The organism is Streptomyces sp. CBMA152 (genome assembly GCF_014596475.1).
Lineage (GTDB): Bacteria > Actinomycetota > Actinomycetes > Streptomycetales > Streptomycetaceae > Streptomyces.
The window spans coordinates 147,120-164,553 of record NZ_MECJ01000017.1; the positions used below are offsets into that span (position 1 = coordinate 147,120).

At 68.8% G+C, this 17,434-nt stretch carries 16 protein-coding genes; 7 read left to right on the top strand and 9 right to left on the bottom strand.

Going from position 1 to position 17,434, the window contains the following annotated elements; all coding sequences use genetic code 11:
* Positions 1 to 275: 275 nt before the first annotated feature.
* From BG418_RS16835 to BG418_RS16850, 4 genes are all read left to right on the top strand, one after another.
* Positions 276 to 503 (top strand): type A2 lantipeptide, encoded by a 228-nt coding sequence (locus BG418_RS16835; protein WP_188274702.1) that lies wholly within the window; start codon positions 276 to 278, stop codon positions 501 to 503.
* A 74-nt stretch (positions 504 to 577) separates the two neighbouring features.
* On the top strand, positions 578 to 1,384 hold the full coding sequence (locus BG418_RS16840) for an HlyD family efflux transporter periplasmic adaptor subunit (RefSeq protein WP_188274703.1): 807 nt from the start codon (positions 578 to 580) through the stop codon (positions 1,382 to 1,384).
* Positions 1,381 to 3,642 carry an NHLP family bacteriocin export ABC transporter peptidase/permease/ATPase subunit gene (locus BG418_RS16845; protein ID WP_188274704.1) on the top strand — a complete coding sequence of 754 codons (2,262 nt, stop codon included), beginning with the start codon at positions 1,381 to 1,383 and terminating at the stop codon, positions 3,640 to 3,642. Before BG418_RS16840 ends, BG418_RS16845 begins: the two co-directional genes overlap by 4 nt.
* Before the next feature lies 1 nt (position 3,643).
* Positions 3,644 to 6,502 (top strand): NHLP bacteriocin export ABC transporter permease/ATPase subunit, encoded by a 2,859-nt coding sequence (locus tag BG418_RS16850; protein ID WP_188274705.1) that lies wholly within the window; start codon positions 3,644 to 3,646, stop codon positions 6,500 to 6,502.
* A gap of 37 nt (positions 6,503 to 6,539) precedes the next feature.
* Here the strand turns inward: BG418_RS16850 and BG418_RS16855 are convergent, their stop codons facing one another.
* Positions 6,540 to 6,923, bottom strand: coding sequence for a hypothetical protein (locus tag BG418_RS16855; protein WP_188274706.1), 384 nt, complete (start codon positions 6,921 to 6,923; stop codon positions 6,540 to 6,542).
* 454 nt (positions 6,924 to 7,377) lie between these two features.
* On the opposite strand from BG418_RS16855, the gene BG418_RS40900 reads away from it, so the two are divergent.
* Complete coding sequence (locus BG418_RS40900) at positions 7,378 to 8,994, top strand: DUF4365 domain-containing protein (RefSeq protein ID WP_188274707.1); 1,617 nt, start codon at positions 7,378 to 7,380, stop codon at positions 8,992 to 8,994.
* Between the two features lie 343 nt (positions 8,995 to 9,337).
* On the opposite strand, the gene BG418_RS16865 is transcribed toward BG418_RS40900, so the two are convergent.
* From BG418_RS16865 to BG418_RS16875, 3 genes are all read right to left on the bottom strand, one after another.
* Positions 9,338 to 9,709 (bottom strand): hypothetical protein, encoded by a 372-nt coding sequence (locus BG418_RS16865; protein ID WP_188274708.1) that lies wholly within the window; start codon positions 9,707 to 9,709, stop codon positions 9,338 to 9,340.
* A gap of 742 nt (positions 9,710 to 10,451) precedes the next feature.
* A complete protein-coding gene (locus BG418_RS16870) occupies positions 10,452 to 10,832 on the bottom strand; it encodes an ATP-binding protein (protein ID WP_188274803.1) in 381 nt (126 codons plus the stop codon).
* Between the two features lie 37 nt (positions 10,833 to 10,869).
* Positions 10,870 to 11,301, bottom strand: coding sequence for an NUDIX hydrolase (locus tag BG418_RS16875; protein WP_067162318.1), 432 nt, complete (start codon positions 11,299 to 11,301; stop codon positions 10,870 to 10,872).
* A gap of 87 nt (positions 11,302 to 11,388) precedes the next feature.
* Between BG418_RS16875 and BG418_RS16880 the strand changes: the two genes are divergently transcribed.
* Positions 11,389 to 12,174, top strand: a complete 786-nt coding sequence (locus tag BG418_RS16880; RefSeq protein ID WP_188274709.1) for a GntR family transcriptional regulator — start codon at positions 11,389 to 11,391, stop codon at positions 12,172 to 12,174.
* 61 nt (positions 12,175 to 12,235) lie between these two features.
* Here the strand turns inward: BG418_RS16880 and BG418_RS16885 are convergent, their stop codons facing one another.
* The 5 genes from BG418_RS16885 to BG418_RS16905 all read right to left on the bottom strand — a co-directional run bounded on the left by BG418_RS16885 (position 12,236) and on the right by BG418_RS16905 (position 16,154).
* Complete coding sequence (locus BG418_RS16885) at positions 12,236 to 12,706, bottom strand: DUF3574 domain-containing protein (RefSeq protein WP_188274710.1); 471 nt, start codon at positions 12,704 to 12,706, stop codon at positions 12,236 to 12,238.
* A gap of 101 nt (positions 12,707 to 12,807) precedes the next feature.
* The gene (locus tag BG418_RS16890; protein ID WP_223184936.1) at positions 12,808 to 13,794 is read right to left on the bottom strand and encodes a DNA-binding protein; all 987 of its coding nucleotides are present in this window, start codon (positions 13,792 to 13,794) and stop codon (positions 12,808 to 12,810) included.
* Positions 13,791 to 15,005, bottom strand: a complete 1,215-nt coding sequence (locus BG418_RS16895; RefSeq protein WP_188274711.1) for an MAB_1171c family putative transporter — start codon at positions 15,003 to 15,005, stop codon at positions 13,791 to 13,793. Before BG418_RS16895 ends, BG418_RS16890 begins: the two co-directional genes overlap by 4 nt.
* On the bottom strand, positions 15,002 to 15,571 hold the full coding sequence (locus tag BG418_RS16900) for a toxin (RefSeq protein WP_188274712.1): 570 nt from the start codon (positions 15,569 to 15,571) through the stop codon (positions 15,002 to 15,004). Before BG418_RS16900 ends, BG418_RS16895 begins: the two co-directional genes overlap by 4 nt.
* A 160-nt stretch (positions 15,572 to 15,731) precedes the next feature.
* Positions 15,732 to 16,154, bottom strand: coding sequence for a secondary thiamine-phosphate synthase enzyme YjbQ (locus BG418_RS16905; RefSeq protein ID WP_188274713.1), 423 nt, complete (start codon positions 16,152 to 16,154; stop codon positions 15,732 to 15,734).
* Positions 16,155 to 16,262: 108 nt separating this feature from the next.
* On the opposite strand from BG418_RS16905, the gene BG418_RS16910 reads away from it, so the two are divergent.
* On the top strand, positions 16,263 to 17,363 hold the full coding sequence (locus BG418_RS16910) for an NAD(P)-binding domain-containing protein (RefSeq protein WP_317453675.1): 1,101 nt from the start codon (positions 16,263 to 16,265) through the stop codon (positions 17,361 to 17,363).
* The last annotated feature ends 71 nt before the right edge of the window (positions 17,364 to 17,434 follow it).

Sequence of the window (17,434 nt, forward strand, 5' to 3'; positions counted from 1 at the left end):
ACCAGTCGGCGAGGGCCTTAACAGCCGGAGTGTCCCAGTTGAGCAATTGGATATCCGGGGACGAGGAATTCATGAAGTGAAGCTCGTGAAGAAGCTGCCCCCAAGTTATGGACACCTCTGCACGCGGCGGTAATAAGCACGGTGGATAACCCCTGATCAGGGCCGGTGGGGATTGGCTGTGTACGCCGTCGGCATGCTTTGATCCTGCCCCATACGGGAGCCCCGCCAACGGGCTCCAGGTATTGAATTCCCCCCGAATGAAGGGCAGTTTCCCCATGAACATCACCCCGCAGGTCGAGACCCGCGAGATCTCCGACGCCGACCTCGACAACGTGTCCGGCGGCCTCGTCGGCACCGCGCTCGGCAACGTGACCGGCACCGCCGACTCGCTCCTCCCGGTCTCGGGCATCGTGGGCTCGGTCACGGGTCTCGTGCAGTCGACGACCGGTGTGAACGTCGGCGCGGTCACCGGCATCGCCTCGGGCCTCACCGCCGGTCTCTGAGACGCCGTGTGAGCCCCGGAACCCGCTCGGTTCCGGGGCTCCCCGCATCGTTACGCAGGTAAGGGCAGCGTCCCGTGCAATTTCGTCAACAGGCCCTGTCCAAGCTCCAGTCACCGGAGGATCTCGACCTGCCGGTGCGTTTCGCGCGCCCGCAGGGCCGTCTCGTCCTCCTCGTCACCGTGGCCGTGATGGCCGCCGCCTGCTTCTGGGCGCTGACCGGCTCGGTCTCCGCCACCGTGAGCGCACCCGGCATCCTCACGCACGCGCAGGGCAGTTACGTCCTGCAGAGCCCGTACGCGGGCCAGGTCACCGGGGTGCTCGCCAAGGAGGGCCAGACCCTGTCCGCCGGAGCCCCGCTGCTGACCGTACGTACGGAGCGCGGCGACCGGGTCGTGCGCGCGATCGCCTCGGGCCGTCTCACGGCGCTCAAGGCCACCATCGGCGCGGTGGTCGCCACCGGCGCGGACGTGGCGAGCGTGGAGCGGATCGGCTCCAGCGACGACCCCTTGATGGCGATGCTGTACGTGTCGGGTGACGCGGGCGCCTCCGTCCCGGTGGGCGCGAAGGTGGACCTCGGCGTCCAGTCCGTGCCGTCCGGGCAGTTCGGCGTGCTGCGCGGACACGTGGCCGCCGTCGGCAGGACGTCCCAGACACGCGAGCAGATCGCCGCCTTCCTCGGCGACGCCCAGCTCGGCGAGCAGTTCTCGCAGCACGGCAGGCCGGTCGCGGTCCTGGTGCGCCTCGATCGCTCGGCCGCCACCAAGTCCGGCTACGCGTGGTCGTCGGCGCAGGGTCCGCCGTACGCGGTCGACTCCATGACCCCGGCCTCCGGCACCGTCCATCTGGCCGACCAGCGTCCGATCGATTGGCTGCTCCCGTGACCGCCCCGCACACCGCACCTCCCCAGCTTCCCCCGCCCGGACGGCGCCGCCGCGACAACCCGCCACCGGACAGGCGCCGTTCACGGTCGGCGCCGAAACCGAAGAAGACGAAGACGGTACGCACCCCCACCATCCTCCAGATGGAGGCACTGGAATGCGGCGCGGCCTCGCTCGCCATGGTGCTCGGCCACCACGGCCGGCATGTGCCGCTGGAGGAGCTGCGCATCGCCTGCGGCGTCTCGCGCGACGGCTCCCGGGCCAGCAACGTCCTGAAGGCGGCCCGCAGTTACGGCCTCACGGCCAAGGGCATGCAGATGGAAACGGCCGCTCTGGCCGAGGTCCAGGGGCCCGCCATCCTCTTCTGGGAGTTCAACCACTACGTCGTGTACGACGGCCCGGGCCGCCGGCTCGGACGGCGTGGCGTGTACATCAACGACCCCGACAAGGGCCGCCGTTTCGTGCCCGCCGAGGACTTCGACACCAGCTTCACCGGTGTCGTCCTCGTCCTGGAACCGGGCGCATCGTTCCGGCGCGGCGGCAAGCGGCCCGGCGTCCTGGCCGCTCTGCCGGCCCGGCTGCGCGGCACCACCGGCACGATGCTCGCCGCACTCCTGGCCAGCCTGCTCCTGGTGGCCGTCGGCGCGACGCTGCCCGCGCTCAGCCGTACGTATATCGACATGTTCCTGATCGGCGACCAGACCTCGCTGCTCGGGGTGCTGTTCGCGGCGATGGGCACCATGGTGGCGCTCACCGCCGTGCTGACCTGGCTCCAGCAGGCGAACCTGCTGCGCGGGCGCGTCATCTCGTCGACGCTGGGCGGCGCCCGGTTCTTCCGGCATCTGCTCAGACTGCCGGTCACCTTCTTCGCCCAGCGCAGCCCGGCCGACCTCGTCCAGCGGCTCCAGTCCAACGACGCGGTGGCCGAGACCCTGGCCCGCGATCTCACGGCCGCCGCCGTGGACGGGGTCGTGGTGCTGCTCTACGCGTTCGTGCTGTGGAGCTACGATCCGCAGCTCACCGTCATCGGCATCGGGATCGCCCTGCTCAACGTGGTCGCGATGCGCATCGTCGTACGGCTGCGGGCCACCCGTACGCAGAAGCTGAGGGCCGACAGCGCACGGCTGACCAACACCTCGTACACCGGCCTGCAGTTGATCGAGACGATGAAGGCGACTGGCGGGGAGGACGGGTACTTCCGGCGCTGGGCGGGGCAGCACGCGACCACGCTGGAGGAGCAGCAGCGGCTCGGGGTGCCGAGCGCGTGGCTGGGGGTCGTCGCGCCGCTGCTCGCGACGCTCAACAGTGCGCTGATCCTGTGGATCGGCGGGCTGCGGGCGGTCGAGGGGCATCTCTCGATCGGTCTGCTGGTCGCCTTCCAGGCGCTGGTGACCCGCTTCACCGCGCCGGTCACCCGGCTCAACTCGGTGGCCGGACGGGTCCAGGACTTCGCGGCGGACGTCGCCCGGCTCAAGGACGTCGAGAACTTCCCGGTGGACGCGCTGTACTCGCGCGGCGAGGTCGCCGAGAGCACCCGCAGGCTCAAGGGCCATGTGACGCTTGAGAACATCACCTTCGGGTACAGCCCGCTGGACGCCCCGCTGCTCACCGGCTTCTCGCTCTCCGTGGGGCCCGGGCAGCAGGTGGCGCTGGTGGGCGGCTCCGGCAGCGGCAAGTCGACCGTTTCCCGGCTGATTTCGGGGCTCTACGCGCCCTGGGAGGGCACGATCCGTATCGACGGGCAGCGCCTGGAGGACATCGCGCGCGGCGCGCTCGCCGCGTCGGTCTCCTTCGTCGACCAGGACGTCTTCCTCTTCGAGGGCACGGTCCGGGACAACGTGGCGCTGTGGGACCCGTCGGTCCCCGACGACGCGGTGGTGGCCGCGCTCAAGGACGCGGCGCTGTACGAGGTGGTCGCCCGGCGCCCGGGCGGCATCCACAGCCGGGTCGAGCAGGACGGCCGCAACTTCTCCGGCGGCCAGCGCCAGCGCCTGGAGATCGCCCGCGCACTGGTGCGCCGCCCGAGCATCCTGGTGCTCGACGAGGTCACCAGCGCCCTGGACGCGCAGACCGAGCAGGTCATCATCGACAACCTGCGCCGCCGTGGCTGCGCCTGCGTCGTGATCGCCCACCGGCTGAGCACGGTCCGCGACAGCGACGAGATCGTCGTCCTCGACCACGGCACCGTCGTGGAACGCGGCCGCCACGAGGACCTGGTCGCCGCCGGGGGCCCGTACGCCGAGCTGGTCAAGGAGCACTGAGGTGACATCCGTCCACCACCTCCCGAACGCCGGCGCGGCCGGACCCGACGCGGTCATCGGCGCACTCGGCGGCCTCGGCCGGCACATCGACTGCACCGGACTGCGCGGCCTCGCCCTCGAAGGGCCGCAGGTGCTGTGGCTCGTCATGGGCGGCGCCCTGGACCTGTTCGCGGTCGACGCGGTGGAGCAGGGCCACTGGCACTTCCTGGGCCGCCTCGAACCGGGCACGCTGCTCCTGGGCCCCGTCGAGGGCCCGCGCCACACCCTCATCGGCCGCCCGCTGCGCGAGTGCGTACTGCGCCGGATCCCGCTGCGCGAGCTGTACCGTTCGTACGACACGGAGTACGGCGCGTACGAGGGCCAGTACCCCAGTCAGTACGACACCGGCGACGCCGCGCTCAGCCTCCTTGAACACGCCTTCTCGCTCGGCGTCGGGCGCGGCCAGCGCGTGTTGTTCGAGGCCCCGCTCGACGGCCGTACGCAGGTCGACGAGACGGTGGCCGACGACGACGTCCTGTGGCTGCCGATGTCGCCCGGCAGCGTCCAGTACGGCGCCGCGTTCAGCGCGGAGGCGGCCGGTGACCTGCTCGTCGACGGCGCGCTGTGGCAGGGCATGGTCAACCGGCAGTACCGTCTGCTGTCCGCCCTCGACCGCTGGATCGAACGCCTTGAGCGCGCCCACGAGGACCGGGCGGCGGCCGGGATCAAGGCGGGCGAGGCCGTCCGCGACGAGGCCGACCGGGCGCTTGTGACCTCCATCGGCCGCCCCCGTAAAGCGAGTTCGGCGAAAACGGCAGCCGGTGACGACGCCACGTACGCGGCGTGCCGACTGGTCGCCGAGGCAGCAGGAATCACCCTCATGGAGCCGTCACGCGGCGGCGCGGTGAGCGAACGCATCGACCCGGTCGAACGGGTCGCGGTCGGCTCGCGCATCCGCACCCGCCCGGTGCGCCTCGACGGGCGGTGGTGGCGCGACAACGCCGGGCCCCTGGTCGGCCACCGCGCCGCGAGCGGAGCCCCGGTCGCGCTGCTCTGGCGCCGGGGCGGCTACGAGGCGGTCAACGCCGTGACCGGCCGACGCACCCGGGTCGACGACGCCAACGCCGACGAGTTCGAGCCGCGCGCCGTGATGTTCTACCGGCCGCTGCCGGATCGGCCGTTGAGCACCTGGCGACTGCTGCGCTTCAGCCTGCGCGGCACCCGCGCCGACCTGCGCAATCTGATCCTCGCCGGGCTGGTGACGGTCGGCCTCGGCGCGCTGGTGCCACTGGCGACCGGGCAGGTGCTGGGCGTGCTCGTACCCCGGGCCGAGAGCGGCCTCATCGTGCAGGTCTCGCTGGCGGTGATGGTCGCGGGAATAGTGGCGGCGGCCTTCACACTCCTGCAGAACCTCACCATCCTGCGAATGGAGGGGCGCATAGAGAGCACGCTCCAACCGGCGGTGTGGGACCGACTGCTGCGCCTGCCGACGAAGTTCTTCGCCGAACGCTCCACCGGTGAGCTGGCGAGCGCGGCGATGGGGGTCAGCGCGATCCGCCGGGTGCTCTCGGGCATCACCCCGGTCGTCGTCCAGTCGGTCACGATCGGCGTCGTGAACCTCGTCCTGCTGCTCTGCTTCAGCGTCCCGCTGGCGCTGACGGCGATGGCGATGCTGCTCGTCATCGCGGGCGTGTTCCTGACGCTGGGGATGTGGGAACTGCGCTGGCAGCGCCGCCTGGTCGCGCTAGGCAACAAGCTCAACAACCAGGCGTTCCAGACCCTGCGCGGCCTGCCCAAGCTGCGGGTCGCCGCCGCGGAGAGCTTCGCGTACGCGGCGTGGGCGCGGGAGTTCGCCCGCAGCCGCGAGCTCCAGCAGCGGGCGGACCGCATCAAGAACGTGACGACGGTGCTCAACGCGGTGTATCTGCCGCTGTGTTCCTTGGTGGTGTTCGTCCTTCTGGCGGGCCCGGCACGCGGATCGCTCTCGGCGGGCGCCTTCCTGACCTTCAACACCTCGGTGACGATGCTGCTGACAGCGGTGACCCAGCTGACCGGCGCGTTCCTGTCGGCGGCCGCAGCGCTGCCGATGTACGAGCAGATCAAGCCGGTACTCGACGAGGCCCCCGAGACGCACGGCACCAGCACGCAGCCAGGCGTCCTGACGGGCGAGATCGAGGCGAGGAGCGTGTCTTTCCGTTACGGCGAGGACGGCCCGCTGGTACTCGACGAAGTTTCTCTGAAGGTCCGGCCGGGCGAGTTCGTGGCGATAGTAGGCCCCAGCGGCTGCGGCAAATCCACGTTGCTTCGCCTACTGATCGGCTTCGACAAACCGATCTCGGGCAGCGTCCTGTACGACGGCCAGGACCTGACGGCGCTCGACCCGGCGGCCGTGCGCCGCCAGTGCGGTGTCGTCCTGCAGAACGCCCAGCCGCTGACCGGCTCGATCCTCGACTGCGTCTGCGGCGCGGAGGTGTTCAGCCAGGAGGAGGTGTGGCAGGCCATCGCGATGGCGGGCCTGGCCGAGGACGTCCAGCGGATGCCGATGGGCCTGCACACCATGATCGCCGGCGGCGGCGCGGTCTCCGGTGGCCAGCGCCAACGCCTGATGATCGCCCAGGCCCTCGTCCGCCGCCCGCGCGTCCTCTTCTTCGACGAGGCGACGAGCGCGCTCGACAACGAGACCCAGCGCGTGGTCATCGAGAGCACCCGCGCCTTGGCCGCCACCCGCGTGGTAATCGCCCACCGCCTCTCCACGGTCCTGGACGCGGACCGCGTACTGGTGATGTCGGAGGGCCGAGTGGTCCAGGAGGGCCCGCCTGGGGAGCTGTTGGCGGATACGGGTGGGGCCTTGCATGAGCTGGTGCGGCGGCAGTTGCGGTGATCTCCGAGGACTTCGGCACTGCGCTGCTGTGCCGGCCTCAGCCTCGCGTCATCATGATCACCGACGTTGGCAGCGCGATCACACCACAGACGGCGAAGAGACTGCCGATACCGCGTACGAATCCAGGACGGACGGACCGTGCCCTGACCTGATGCACGGACCCCTGCTCCAGCCTGTCCACAACGAAGGCATGGAAGCGATCGGACGCATTCTTGGTCGCCAACACTCCGCCGCCGATGAGCGTCACTAGCCCCCAGACCAGGAGGAACGGGCCGGGGCTGGGCTCGGTCTGGCCCGCAAGAAGCATCATGATCACATCCTTCATCGGCCGCGCGATGCGGGTCAATCGGCTGGCGCGGTGTGGTCGGCGGAGCGGCTTTGGGTGGTGCGCGACGTCATCCCGTACCGGCTCCACGTCCACGCCCCCTATGGGGGCAGCCGCGCGCATCGGGATGTAGAAGCCGCGAGCAAGCAAGGCCAGGTGCAGTTACTCGGCTAGTCGCGCCCCCGATACGTCGCGCTTCGCTGTGCGTGTCCACAGTGGCCCAGCTCCGCTTCCGTTGCGATCTCGGCTTGCCCTACGCAACCGCGTGACCACACACGGCAGCACCGTTGCCGCAACGTCGGGACCGTACGATCTGGCATGCGTCTGGCACGACCTTTTCGTCCCGAAGTCTCGGCTATGGGGCCATTGAGGTCCACTGGGCTGGTCACTCGGCCGCTGACGGTCTGGGTCAACGGCACGGTCAGACCATTGCCGTCCGACCGTGAGGCTGGGCCGAACTTCCCCGCGATGCTTGACGATCGGGCAGGACAGTCGGTCCCGGCAGCTACGCTGCATTGGGTAGCGGGACAAGTCGGGGGAGGTGCCCTTCGTGGCGGCCATCAGCGCGAGCCGGAAGATCGAGCGTGCAGGAGTCAACGCCCTGCGAACGCTGCTCGAGGAGCATGACCACCTTGTCCAGGAGATCGACGGGGGCGCTGATCACGGCGAAGACCTATACGTTGGGTTCGCCAGTGAAGGCCGGCGTACCGGACACGTCATCGCTATCCAGGTGAAGAGCGGCCAGAAGTACAAGCGGGCCAAGGGGTACGCCATCCCTGTCGCCGACCATCGGGATGACTGGAAGGAGAGCCGTCTCCCTGTGGTGGGCGTGGTCTATGACCGCGACGAAAAGCGACTCTTCTGGGTCAACCTCACCAAGGAATTGCGACGTGGTAGCGAAACGACGTGGATTCAGGTTCCGCGGGCCAATGAGTTGACCGATGAGTCTCTCCACAGATTTATCGCTGAACTTCAGGAGTTCATCGACGCGCAGAGTGTGTGGCTCGCCAGCGAAGACGAGACAGCAGGCCAATCACCCGCCGCAGTCCGCAAGTCTTCCAAGGGAATTCTGAGTCTCACCACCCCGGCAACCCTGTCGGAGGCTGCGCAACCCACCGCGCACGGGAGCGCGGCTACAACCGCGAACGGGCGCACGGCCCCTACGGCACCCGGTCCGGAGCCGAAGCAGAGGAGCACCGTCACCGCCGAGCATGACCCGGCAGATCCGTCATCCGTTCTCGACGCGTCAGTCGCTGCATTGAAGGCCGATCGCCATCACACGCGAGAGCGCGGCTACCAGGACGGAGTGCGCCTAGCTCCTCACCTTGGCTGGCTGACTCTCGATGAGCTTGCCAACCGAGATTTCGACTTCGGAGGCTGGTTGGATGGCTGGCGCAATGGGTGGCTAGAAATACAGATGGGACAAGCCCCCTCGGGCACCACGAGGCCAACTTGGCTGCCGCTACTCGCCGATCACCTCGGAGCACTGGTCGACCCGATCGGCTATGACCGTTGGTCCTTTACTCCGAGCAGGGCATATCTCGACGGTTTCGTCGCCGGGCTTCGCACGGTGTCGCAGGACGCAGGAGCGACCATGCCAGGCCGCATATCACCCAGGCAGCCGTCTGTCGGGCCGCAGTCTGCACCCACCCCTGGCGCCGGCACCGCACGGAACCAGGAAGAGCAGCAGATCAGTGCTGATGCCGCACCTGCCGCAGGAGGCCAGGGACCCTCAGGCGCAGTGTCCGCAGAGGCCGTCACACCGCCGGTTGTATGCAGCGATCAGAAGAGACTAACCACCGTCAAAGGCGTGCTCGGGAGCATCAACTTCGACGGCGAAACCGTCACCATCCGCAAGGAAGGCTACGGCCCACGCATGAAAGGAATTCGGTCACTCACCGTCCGAGAGATTGACCACGTCATCGTAAAGCCAGCCACAGCGATGTTTCACGGTTATATCCAATTCGTCGTACGAGACCACCCGCCTGCGCCTGACCAACGCCTAAGCACGGCCAGCGGACGACCGCACCGGGAAGACCCAGACTCAATGTCATACGCACGGCGCGCCAACCGTGAAATCGAACACCTTAAGGCAAAGATTGAGAGCGCAATCGTCACGGCGAGGGATGGCGTCCCACCAAGTGGTGTAGCAGCGATCACCGCGTAGCCCCTGGTCATGGGGCGGCCATCGCGCAACTCTCCGAGTAACGAAGCTCGTCAAGACGATCCACAACCACTGCCCCTCGCCGACAGCCCTGCACCAACAACCCGATCATCGTTGTAGCGGCGGTCGGGCGGCCACAGAGGTCGGCGGAGTCTGATTCCGTGTCAAGGCGGCAAGTGCGGCCATCGGATGAGGCCGGCACCGCGCTGGCATAGATTTTGCGGCCAGGCCTCATCCTTATCAGGTCGATCCAAGGGCGGCCGGAACCTCGGCCAACCGCCTTGCTGCCCCGACTGGCCTGCCGCTGCTGTTCGGCCTTGGTCGGCGGCATCCACGACTGTTGGGGTCAGCTGCTGATGTCAGAAGGCTGCTTGCCGAGCTTGCTGTAGTAGTCACGGCAGAACGTCACAAGATCCTCCGCATGCAGCGCACCGTACTCTTCAGGCGTTGTGTGATCGACAGCCTGGATGACGTGGTGAGCTGAAGTCGAGCGATAGCCCATCGCGCTGTCCATCTCCGATATCTCCACAGCCCAGTACTTCACCAACGTCGGCGACTCCTGAAAGCTGCTGTAAGTGATCGTGTCCCGGAGATCCCAGTCCTTGATCACAACGTTCAGCCCCTCAGCGAGAGCCGCGCGGGCATACTCGATGGCAGCGTCGAGACTCAAGCTGTAAAAGGTCAGAGGGCGGCCATTGGGCTCGCGCGGGGTAGCCATACCCGCACTCTATGAGCTACCTGAGGTCGGCTGTGCGGCTTTGGCCGGTGTCCTGCCCGGTTTGGGGTTGAGCATGATCATGGGGCCATACGCTTGCCAGCGACTCGGGCAGCCTTGGCCTGCCCGCTGATGTGTCCGAGTGGCCCCCTGGTCTTGCTCGACGTGGGACCCGGACCGGGGAGGTGGGTAAATCCGTGGAGCCGACTGCCCCAGCCACGGCGTACCCCTTCTCTGGCATCAGGCGGCTGGTCGCCATGCGTGCGGCACGGGTGCCGCCGGGCCAGAGCGGGGCGGAGACAGGAGCGCAGGCCGCAGGCCCGGCCCGCGTCAGCGGGCCGCCTTGAACCTGTAGAGAAAGTTGTTACTCAGGCCCAAGCTCAGGCCCAGGGCCATACGCAGATGCGTCGGCGCTCGCCCGCCGCTATCGGGCTCACCAGCCACACCATGGCCAAGGAGCCTTGGACCAGGGTTAGCGTCGTCAACTGCTGTTCGCGAAGCTCCCGTTCCGCCTTCCGGCCGTCCGGCCATCCGGCCATCCGGCCATCCGGCCATCCGGCCATCCGCCAGGAACGCCCGCGCCGCCCGCAGCGTCTCGCCCTCGAAGCCCGGCAGCGCCGTCCGCACCGCGATCCGCACCCAGCGCACCGCCTCCTCGACCGAGTCGACCTCCAGGGCGGCGGCATTGACGCGCTCCCCCGTGTCCCGGAGCTCGGCCGAGAACTCGCGCAGGAACCCCGGCCCCTCAGCATGGGAGCTCCGCCGTCACCGTGCGGCCCGCCTCATCGCCCGTCACCGACAAGCGGCTCGCGAGCGCCATGACGATGCTCAACCCCCGCCCGTGAATGGCTTCTTCCGCCGCCTCGGTGACCTTCGGGCCTTCCGGCGTCCCGCCCGAGTCCGTGACCGCCACGGTCACCCGGCCCTCGGTGACCGTCAGCATCACCTGGAGCACGTGCGCGGCCGTGTGAGTCAGCGCGTTCGTCCCCAGCTCGCTGACGACGAGGACGTCGTCGACCCGGGGGTGCGCCCGTAAGACATCCCGGGTCCAGCGCCGGGCGCGAGCCACTTCTTCCGGGGAACCTGGGCAGATCAGCCCCCAGGCTCCCGCTGCATGTAGTTGCAGGCAGGCGGCCCATGGACCGGGTTTTCACGGGCTCGTGCTAGATGAGTCGAACGCCGTCGTGTGCGCGGACGGCCGGCGGGGACATGCGATCCAGTGCGTCCAGGACGCGGATCGCGTACGCCTCGTCGGCGAGCTCGACCACTTCCTCGCGGGTGACCCAACGCAGTGCTCGGGTCTCGTCGCCGACCGTGGGAGCGCCGTCGATGGCTTCACAGCGGAAGACCAGGGAGACGATCAGGCCGGTCATGTTCTTGTACACGCCGGTCAGCATCGCCGGGAGGGCGATCTTGATGCCCGTTTCTTCCAGAACTTCGCGTTGCAGGGCTTCGGGGAGGGATTCCTCTCGTTCGACCACGCCGCCGGGCGGCTCCCACTTACCGTTGTCGCGCCGCTTGATCACAAGCGCGCGGCCCGCGTCGTCGACGATGACGCCAGCGACGCTGACGGAGTGCGGGCGATCGGTGCTCACGTTCCTCGGCCCTCCCGGGTCTGGCTAGGCTCTCCACCATAGCGATCCGGGTCACCTGCTCGTCTAGATATCCAAAGGAGTACGTACATGGCTCTCCCGTCCGGTCTTCTGGGCGCGCTGGACCCGACCAGTGACCGCGCTGTCTTCCGTCAGATTGCCGACCACCTGCGCGAATCCATCGACAAGGGCCGTTTCCGCGAGGGCGACAAACTGCCCTCGGAGACCGAACTGGTCGACCATTACGGCGTCTCCCGCATGACCGTTCGCAACGCCCTCTCGATCCTCCAGGGCGAAGGGCTCGCGGTCTCCGAGCACGGCAGGGGCGTCTTCGTACGGCCCCGCCCGCCGGTGCGCCGACTCGCTTCCGACCGGTTCGCTCGCCGCCACCGCGATCAGGGCAAGTCCGCCTTCACGGTGGAGGCCGAAGCCGCGGGCGTGCACTCCGAGGTCGACGGCCTGGAGGTGAAGGAGGAGAAGCCCTCCCAGGACGTCTCCGCCCGCCTCGGCTCCCCGCGCAAGGTCCTCGCCCGCCGTCGCCGCTACCTCATCGACGGACGCCCGGTCGAGTTCGCGACCTCGTACCTCCCCCTCGACATCGCGCGCGGCACCCAGATCGCCGAACCCAACCCCGGCCCCGGCGGCATCTACGCCCGCCTGGAGGAGAAGGGCCACCGCCTCGACCACTTCGAGGAGGAGATCCGCGCCCGCATGCCCTCCCCGCAGGAAGTCCGCATGCTCCACCTCGCGACCGGCGTCCCCGTGATCCATCTGATCCGTACCGCGTACGACACCGAAGGCCGCGCCGTCGAAGTCTGCGACACCGTCATGGCCGCCGACGCCTTCGTCCTCGCCTACCAACTCCCCGCCAACTGACGGCACTCGATACGGGGCGTGCACTCGGCAGGATTCGAACCCGCACCCTTCCACTCCGCAGTCAGAAATCCGCCTGCGCCCAAACATCCGCCCGCCCGACCGACTCCAAGGCGTACTTCGTGCAGTACAGGTGACGGATGTACTCGATCGCCGGGTCGTGGACGCGGAACTCCCCCGCCGGGTACAGCACCGTCAGCTCGTACGAGCGCTCGCGGTTGATGTTGCCGTTCTTGTCGCGCCACTGGCCGCGGCCCTCCTGGATGGTCAGGCCGGAGGGGAAGCGGGGGGTGACCACGTCGGCTACGAACTTCATGAACTCGTCGTCGGGGATGGGCGGTTGGCCGCCGTGGCGGCCGGAGCCGAAGTAGAGGTGGGTGGCGATGTACGGGCTGCCGTGTCCCCCGGCGGGCCGTGAGGCCGACGCGGTGGCTGTCCCGTAGGCGACGTCCGACGTGGGGCCCTGGGTGACGAAGAGGAGCGCGACCGCCACGAGGGCGGCGGCCGCGGGCGTCGACAACCGTATGTGCAGCATGGTGTCCCTGTCTGTTGGTGTGGTCCTGGTGGGGGTGTTCTCAGTGGCGTGACGCCGACCGGGGTGTGGCTGTCGGCGGTCTGTCGCCGACCTCGTACGCGTTACGGGGAACCCGGCACGCACTTCAGCAAGAACGCTGCCGCGTCCCGCAGATTCGTCGGGGCGTCGGCGCAGCCGAGGAGTTGGGCCGCCGTGCTGGCGAGCGTCTGCGTCGTGCGTACCGAACCGATCGCGCCCGCGCGCGGCGCGATGTCCGTGATCAGGTCCTCCGCCTCGGACCACGCCCCGGAATCAACCAGCGCTGCCAGCAGTTCGGCGGTGAACAGGTGCCGGTAGGACGGGCCGGGGGCCGTGGCCGCCTCGTAGAGGAGGGGGACAGCCGTGTCCCACTCGCGCAGCCGGGCGTGCACCCAGCCGCGGTGGCCGAGCAGTTCGATCTCGTCGATCCACCAGGCCCAGTGCGGGTCGTCGGCCGAGACGCCGTCCAGGAAGCGGCTCTGGGCGCGGGAGATGAGGTCCACGGCCTCCCGGCGGCCGCCCAGCAGCGCGCTCGCGTGCGCCTGCCGGACCAGGACGAGGCTGCTGACCCTGGCGGGGAGCGGCCTCGGACCGGCAACGCGCGAGGCGGTCTCCAGGGCGCGTCTCGGGCGGCCGGTGTGGGTGTCGAGCATGCTGTCGTTCAGGAGTACGAGGCGGGACATGCCGCGGTCGCCGCAGAGTTCGGCGAGGGCCAGCGCCCGGGCGTTCATGTGGTGGGCGCGGCCGTAGAAGCCCGCGTCAAAGAGGATCCAGCCGATGACCTCGCACAGTTCGGCGAGGGCGGCCAGGAGGTCGCTCTCGCGGCCTCGCAGCCGAGTGGGGTCGGAGGTCAGGTGTGGAATGCTCCGCAGCGCCTCGCGTACCGCCGGTACGGCGGCCGTTGCCCCGCACTCGGCGTCGATCGACACGAGCCGCTGCACGGTGCCCAGGGCCAGCGGGATCAGCGTGCCGGGGTCGGCGTCGGGAGCCGTTGCGGGGCGCGGCCGAGCCTTCGACGCCGTGGCCGGGCGCGGTCGAGCCCTCGAAGCCGCTGCGGACCGTACGGTCATGAGCTGAGCTGCACGTTGGTGCGCCGGGGCCGGGCCTGCGCGAGCGCAGTGAAAGACGACGCCACCTCGGTCAGCCACTCCACCTCGTCGCGGAAGTCGTCGTACGGCGGCCGTGCGGGGATGTCGGACGCGTCGGCCCGCTCAGCACGTTCCTCGGCCGGAATGCTCAGCACGGCACGCACCTGCAACGCCTCGCCGAGCGGCGAGGTCGGGTCGTCGGGCAGATCCAGGGAGCGGGCCTCACGGGAGAAGTCTGCCAGCGACAGCGTGGTGCGCAGCATCAGTTGGCCGTCGCGGATCTCGATGACGCGGCGGTAGAGGCTGTAGTGCGGATCTCGGGGCGGGATGAGGTCGCGCGGCCAGCAGCGGGGCGGGTCGAGGGCGATGTCGGGCGACGCCTGGTACAGCGCCCACCACAGGGGCCGCAGCCGCAGATACGAGCGGTAGCTGCGCAACCAGCCCAGCGCGCGGGTGAGATGGATGCCCCAGGACGGAATCGTCCACCCCAGGATCTGGAGCAGCGCCCCGACGCTGCCGCAGGTCCACTGGATGGGGTCGAGCGCGGAGGCGTCGAAGTGCAGCCGGGTGCCGGCGATCTGGATGCTGCGCGTGACGCAGTAGACCATGATCAGGCTCGCGCCGACGGTCACCGTACGCATACCGAACCGCAGCCATTGCCGGTTGGCCATCTTGGTGAAGCGCAACGACAGCCGTACGGTCTCGAATTGACCGATGCCGCAGATCAGGAGATAGAAGGACATGTAGAGCGCGTAGCGGCCGTCCTGAATGCTGAGCAGGATCGTCGATGTGGCCGATTTCGACTTGGCGAACGGGGTCGCCACGAACGACGCCACGAAGAGCACGGTCAGTGCGACGCCGAAGAACAGCATGCGGCGCCGGGCCCTGAGCGGGGCTTCTTCGGGCGGCGAGGACCAGTAGACGAGAACCACCTGCTGGGCGGCGGTCAGGACGACCACCGCCACCTGCACGATCAGCGACGTGATGTTGGGGCGGCCGAAAAGCGCGGAGATGTGCAACCGCAGAACGTCGAGGTCGACCAGGAAACTGATCCCGGAGCAGAAGAAATACGTGCACAGCGCCCACAGCGCCGGGTCGTTCCTTCTGCGCAGAAGGTCAGGAAGGCGATAGGCGAAAGCCGCGAGTCCGCCGATGGCACAGGTCCACGACAGGAATCCATAGAAGTCGTTCATCCGTGATCCGGTTTGCCGACGCCGTTCTCGATACGCGCGACGACCTCCGCGGCCTCCGCCGGCACGCCCCAGGCGGGTTCGAGCCATCGCTTGGTGGCCCTGGCCAGGATCAACGAGGCCATCATCTCGGCCTCCTGCTCCTCGTCGTCGCTGTAGCGGGAACGCATCAGCATGCTCTGGACCACGCCCGGGCCGACGTCCGAGAACAGCGGGCCGGTTCCGCTCTCCTCGAATTTCACCGAGCCGCGGTGCTGAAAGGCGATATGGGCCAGTTCATGCGCGATGATGTGTTCCTTGTGCGACGCCGAGGCCGCCTTCTCGTACGCGATGATGTCGAAGTCGTCCATTTTCAGCCAGAGGCCGAAGAGATGGCGCTCCGGGAACGGCATCGGAATGAGATGGATGGGACGCTCGTTCTGCGCACTCAGATAGCGGTGGAGTTCATCGATGCCGCAGCCGTGGTCCATACCCCACTGGGCGAGCAGAGCCTCACACGTCTGGCGAACCTTTTTCAGGCGACGCCTGCGCCGACGGTCCTCCGGCGACGGCAACGCGGAATCGGACACCTTCATCCCCGGCCCTGACCTCGCTGATTCAACACGCCCACGATTCAGGGGTCCCGAACCCCGAGCAGACAACGCGGCCATGATGCCACACGGTCAACTGGCAGACGATTGGCGCGAGTTCGCCCGGTGTACGCGTTGGCGAGAATTCGCCCCTCGCATATCAGCCCAGAAAGCTCAGCCTTACCTGCCGCTGCGGGTTGTCCTTGTTCGTGTCGACCAGACACACCGACTGCCACGTCCCCAGCTCCAGCCGCCCGGCCACGACCGGAAGCGTGGCGTGCGGCGGGACGAGGGCCGGCAGCACGTGGTCGCGGCCGTGGCCGGGGCTGCCGTGCCGGTGCTGCCAGCGGTCGTCGGCCGGAAGGAGCGTGTGCAGCGCCGCCAGCAGGTCGTCGTCGCTGCCCGCCCCCGTCTCCAGAACGGCGATGCCGGCCGTCGCATGGGGGACGAACACATTCAGGAGGCCGTCCCGGCCACCGGCCGCCTCCTGGAGGAACCGCTCGCAGTCCCGGGTCAGATCGAATACGGTCTCGGAGCTTCCGGTGGTGACACGGAGTACTTGGGTGGTGAAGACATCGGGCATGCCTCCATCCTGCCGCCCGGTCCTGGGTAGCGCGCTATGGGTCTCGCACAGGGACGACCCTGCTGTCGCGCCGGGAAGATCTGCGCACCCCCCTTGGTTAGTGGAACCGTGAACGACTTCGTGGCGCAGGAAGCACGGGACACGCAGGACGTGGACGTGGTGGTCATCGGCGCCGGGCAGGCGGGTCTGTCCGGCGCCTACCATCTGCGCCGGGCCGGGCTGGAGCCGGACCGCGACTTCGTGGTCCTCGACCACGCGCCCCGGCCCGGCGGCGCCTGGCAGTTCCGCTGGCCGTCCCTCACTTACGGCAAGGTGCACGGAATGCACGCGCTGCCCGGCATGGAGCTGACCGGCGCGGACCCGGCGCGGCCGTCCTCTGCGGTGATCGCGGAGTACTTCGCGCGCTACGAGGACACCTTCGGGCTACGGGTCCACCGGCCGGTGGAGGTGAACGCGGTACGGGAGGGCGAGCGGGGGCGGCTGCTCGTGGAGACGTCCGAGGGGACGTACGCCACGCGCGCGCTGCTGAACGCGACCGGCACCTGGGACCGGCCGTTCTGGCCGCGCTACCCTGGCCAGGAGACGTTCCGTGGGCGCCAGCTGCATACCGCGAACTATCCGGGTCCGGAAGAGTTCGCAGGTCAGCGTGTTGTGGTGGTCGGTGGCGGGGCCTCGGGCACGCAGCATCTGATGGAGATCGCGGAATACGCGGCCTCGACGACCTGGGTGACGCGGCGGCCCCCGGTGTACCGGGAGGGCCCCTTCACCGAGGAGCTGGGGCGGGCGGCGGTCGCGATGGTCGAGGAGCGTGTACGGCTCGGGTTGCCGCCGAGGAGTGTCGTGTCGGTGACGGGGCTGCCGCTGAACGACGCGATTGTCGCGGCGCGGGCGAAGGGGGTGCTGGACCGGTTGCCCATGTTCGACCGGATCACCCCGGGCGGGGTGGTCTGGGACGACGGGCGGTCGGTGGATGCCGATGTGATCCTGTGGGCTACCGGGTTTCGGCCCGTGATCGACCATCTGGCGCCGCTGAAGCTGCGCACGGCGGGTGGGGGGATCCAGATCGACGGTACTCGTGCGGTGCGGGATGAGCGGGTGCATCTGGTGGGGTATGGGCCGTCGGCTTCGACTATCGGAGCCAATCGCGCGGGGCGCTCCGCTGTTCGGGAGATACGGGAGTTGCTGAGTGCGCCGGTGGAGGTGCCGTGATTCGTCTGCGGGCCGCCGTGGGCTTGTCGCGCAGTTCCCCGCGCCCCTAAAGAAAAAAGACGGGGGACGGG

Bases quoted from the DNA above. Each gene is read 5' to 3' on its own strand.
- BG418_RS16895 (WP_188274711.1), bottom strand. From the start codon at position 15,005: ATGAACGACTTCTATGGATTCCTGTCGTGGACCTGTGCCATCGGCGGA.
- BG418_RS16880 (WP_188274709.1), top strand. From the start codon at position 11,389: ATGGCTCTCCCGTCCGGTCTTCTGGGCGCGCTGGACCCGACCAGTGAC.
- BG418_RS16885 (WP_188274710.1), bottom strand. From the start codon at position 12,706: ATGCTGCACATACGGTTGTCGACGCCCGCGGCCGCCGCCCTCGTGGCG.
- BG418_RS16865 (WP_188274708.1), bottom strand. From the start codon at position 9,709: ATGGCTACCCCGCGCGAGCCCAATGGCCGCCCTCTGACCTTTTACAGC.
- BG418_RS16835 (WP_188274702.1), top strand. From the start codon at position 276: ATGAACATCACCCCGCAGGTCGAGACCCGCGAGATCTCCGACGCCGAC.
- BG418_RS16905 (WP_188274713.1), bottom strand. From the start codon at position 16,154: ATGCCCGATGTCTTCACCACCCAAGTACTCCGTGTCACCACCGGAAGC.
- BG418_RS16890 (WP_223184936.1), bottom strand. From the start codon at position 13,794: ATGACCGTACGGTCCGCAGCGGCTTCGAGGGCTCGACCGCGCCCGGCC.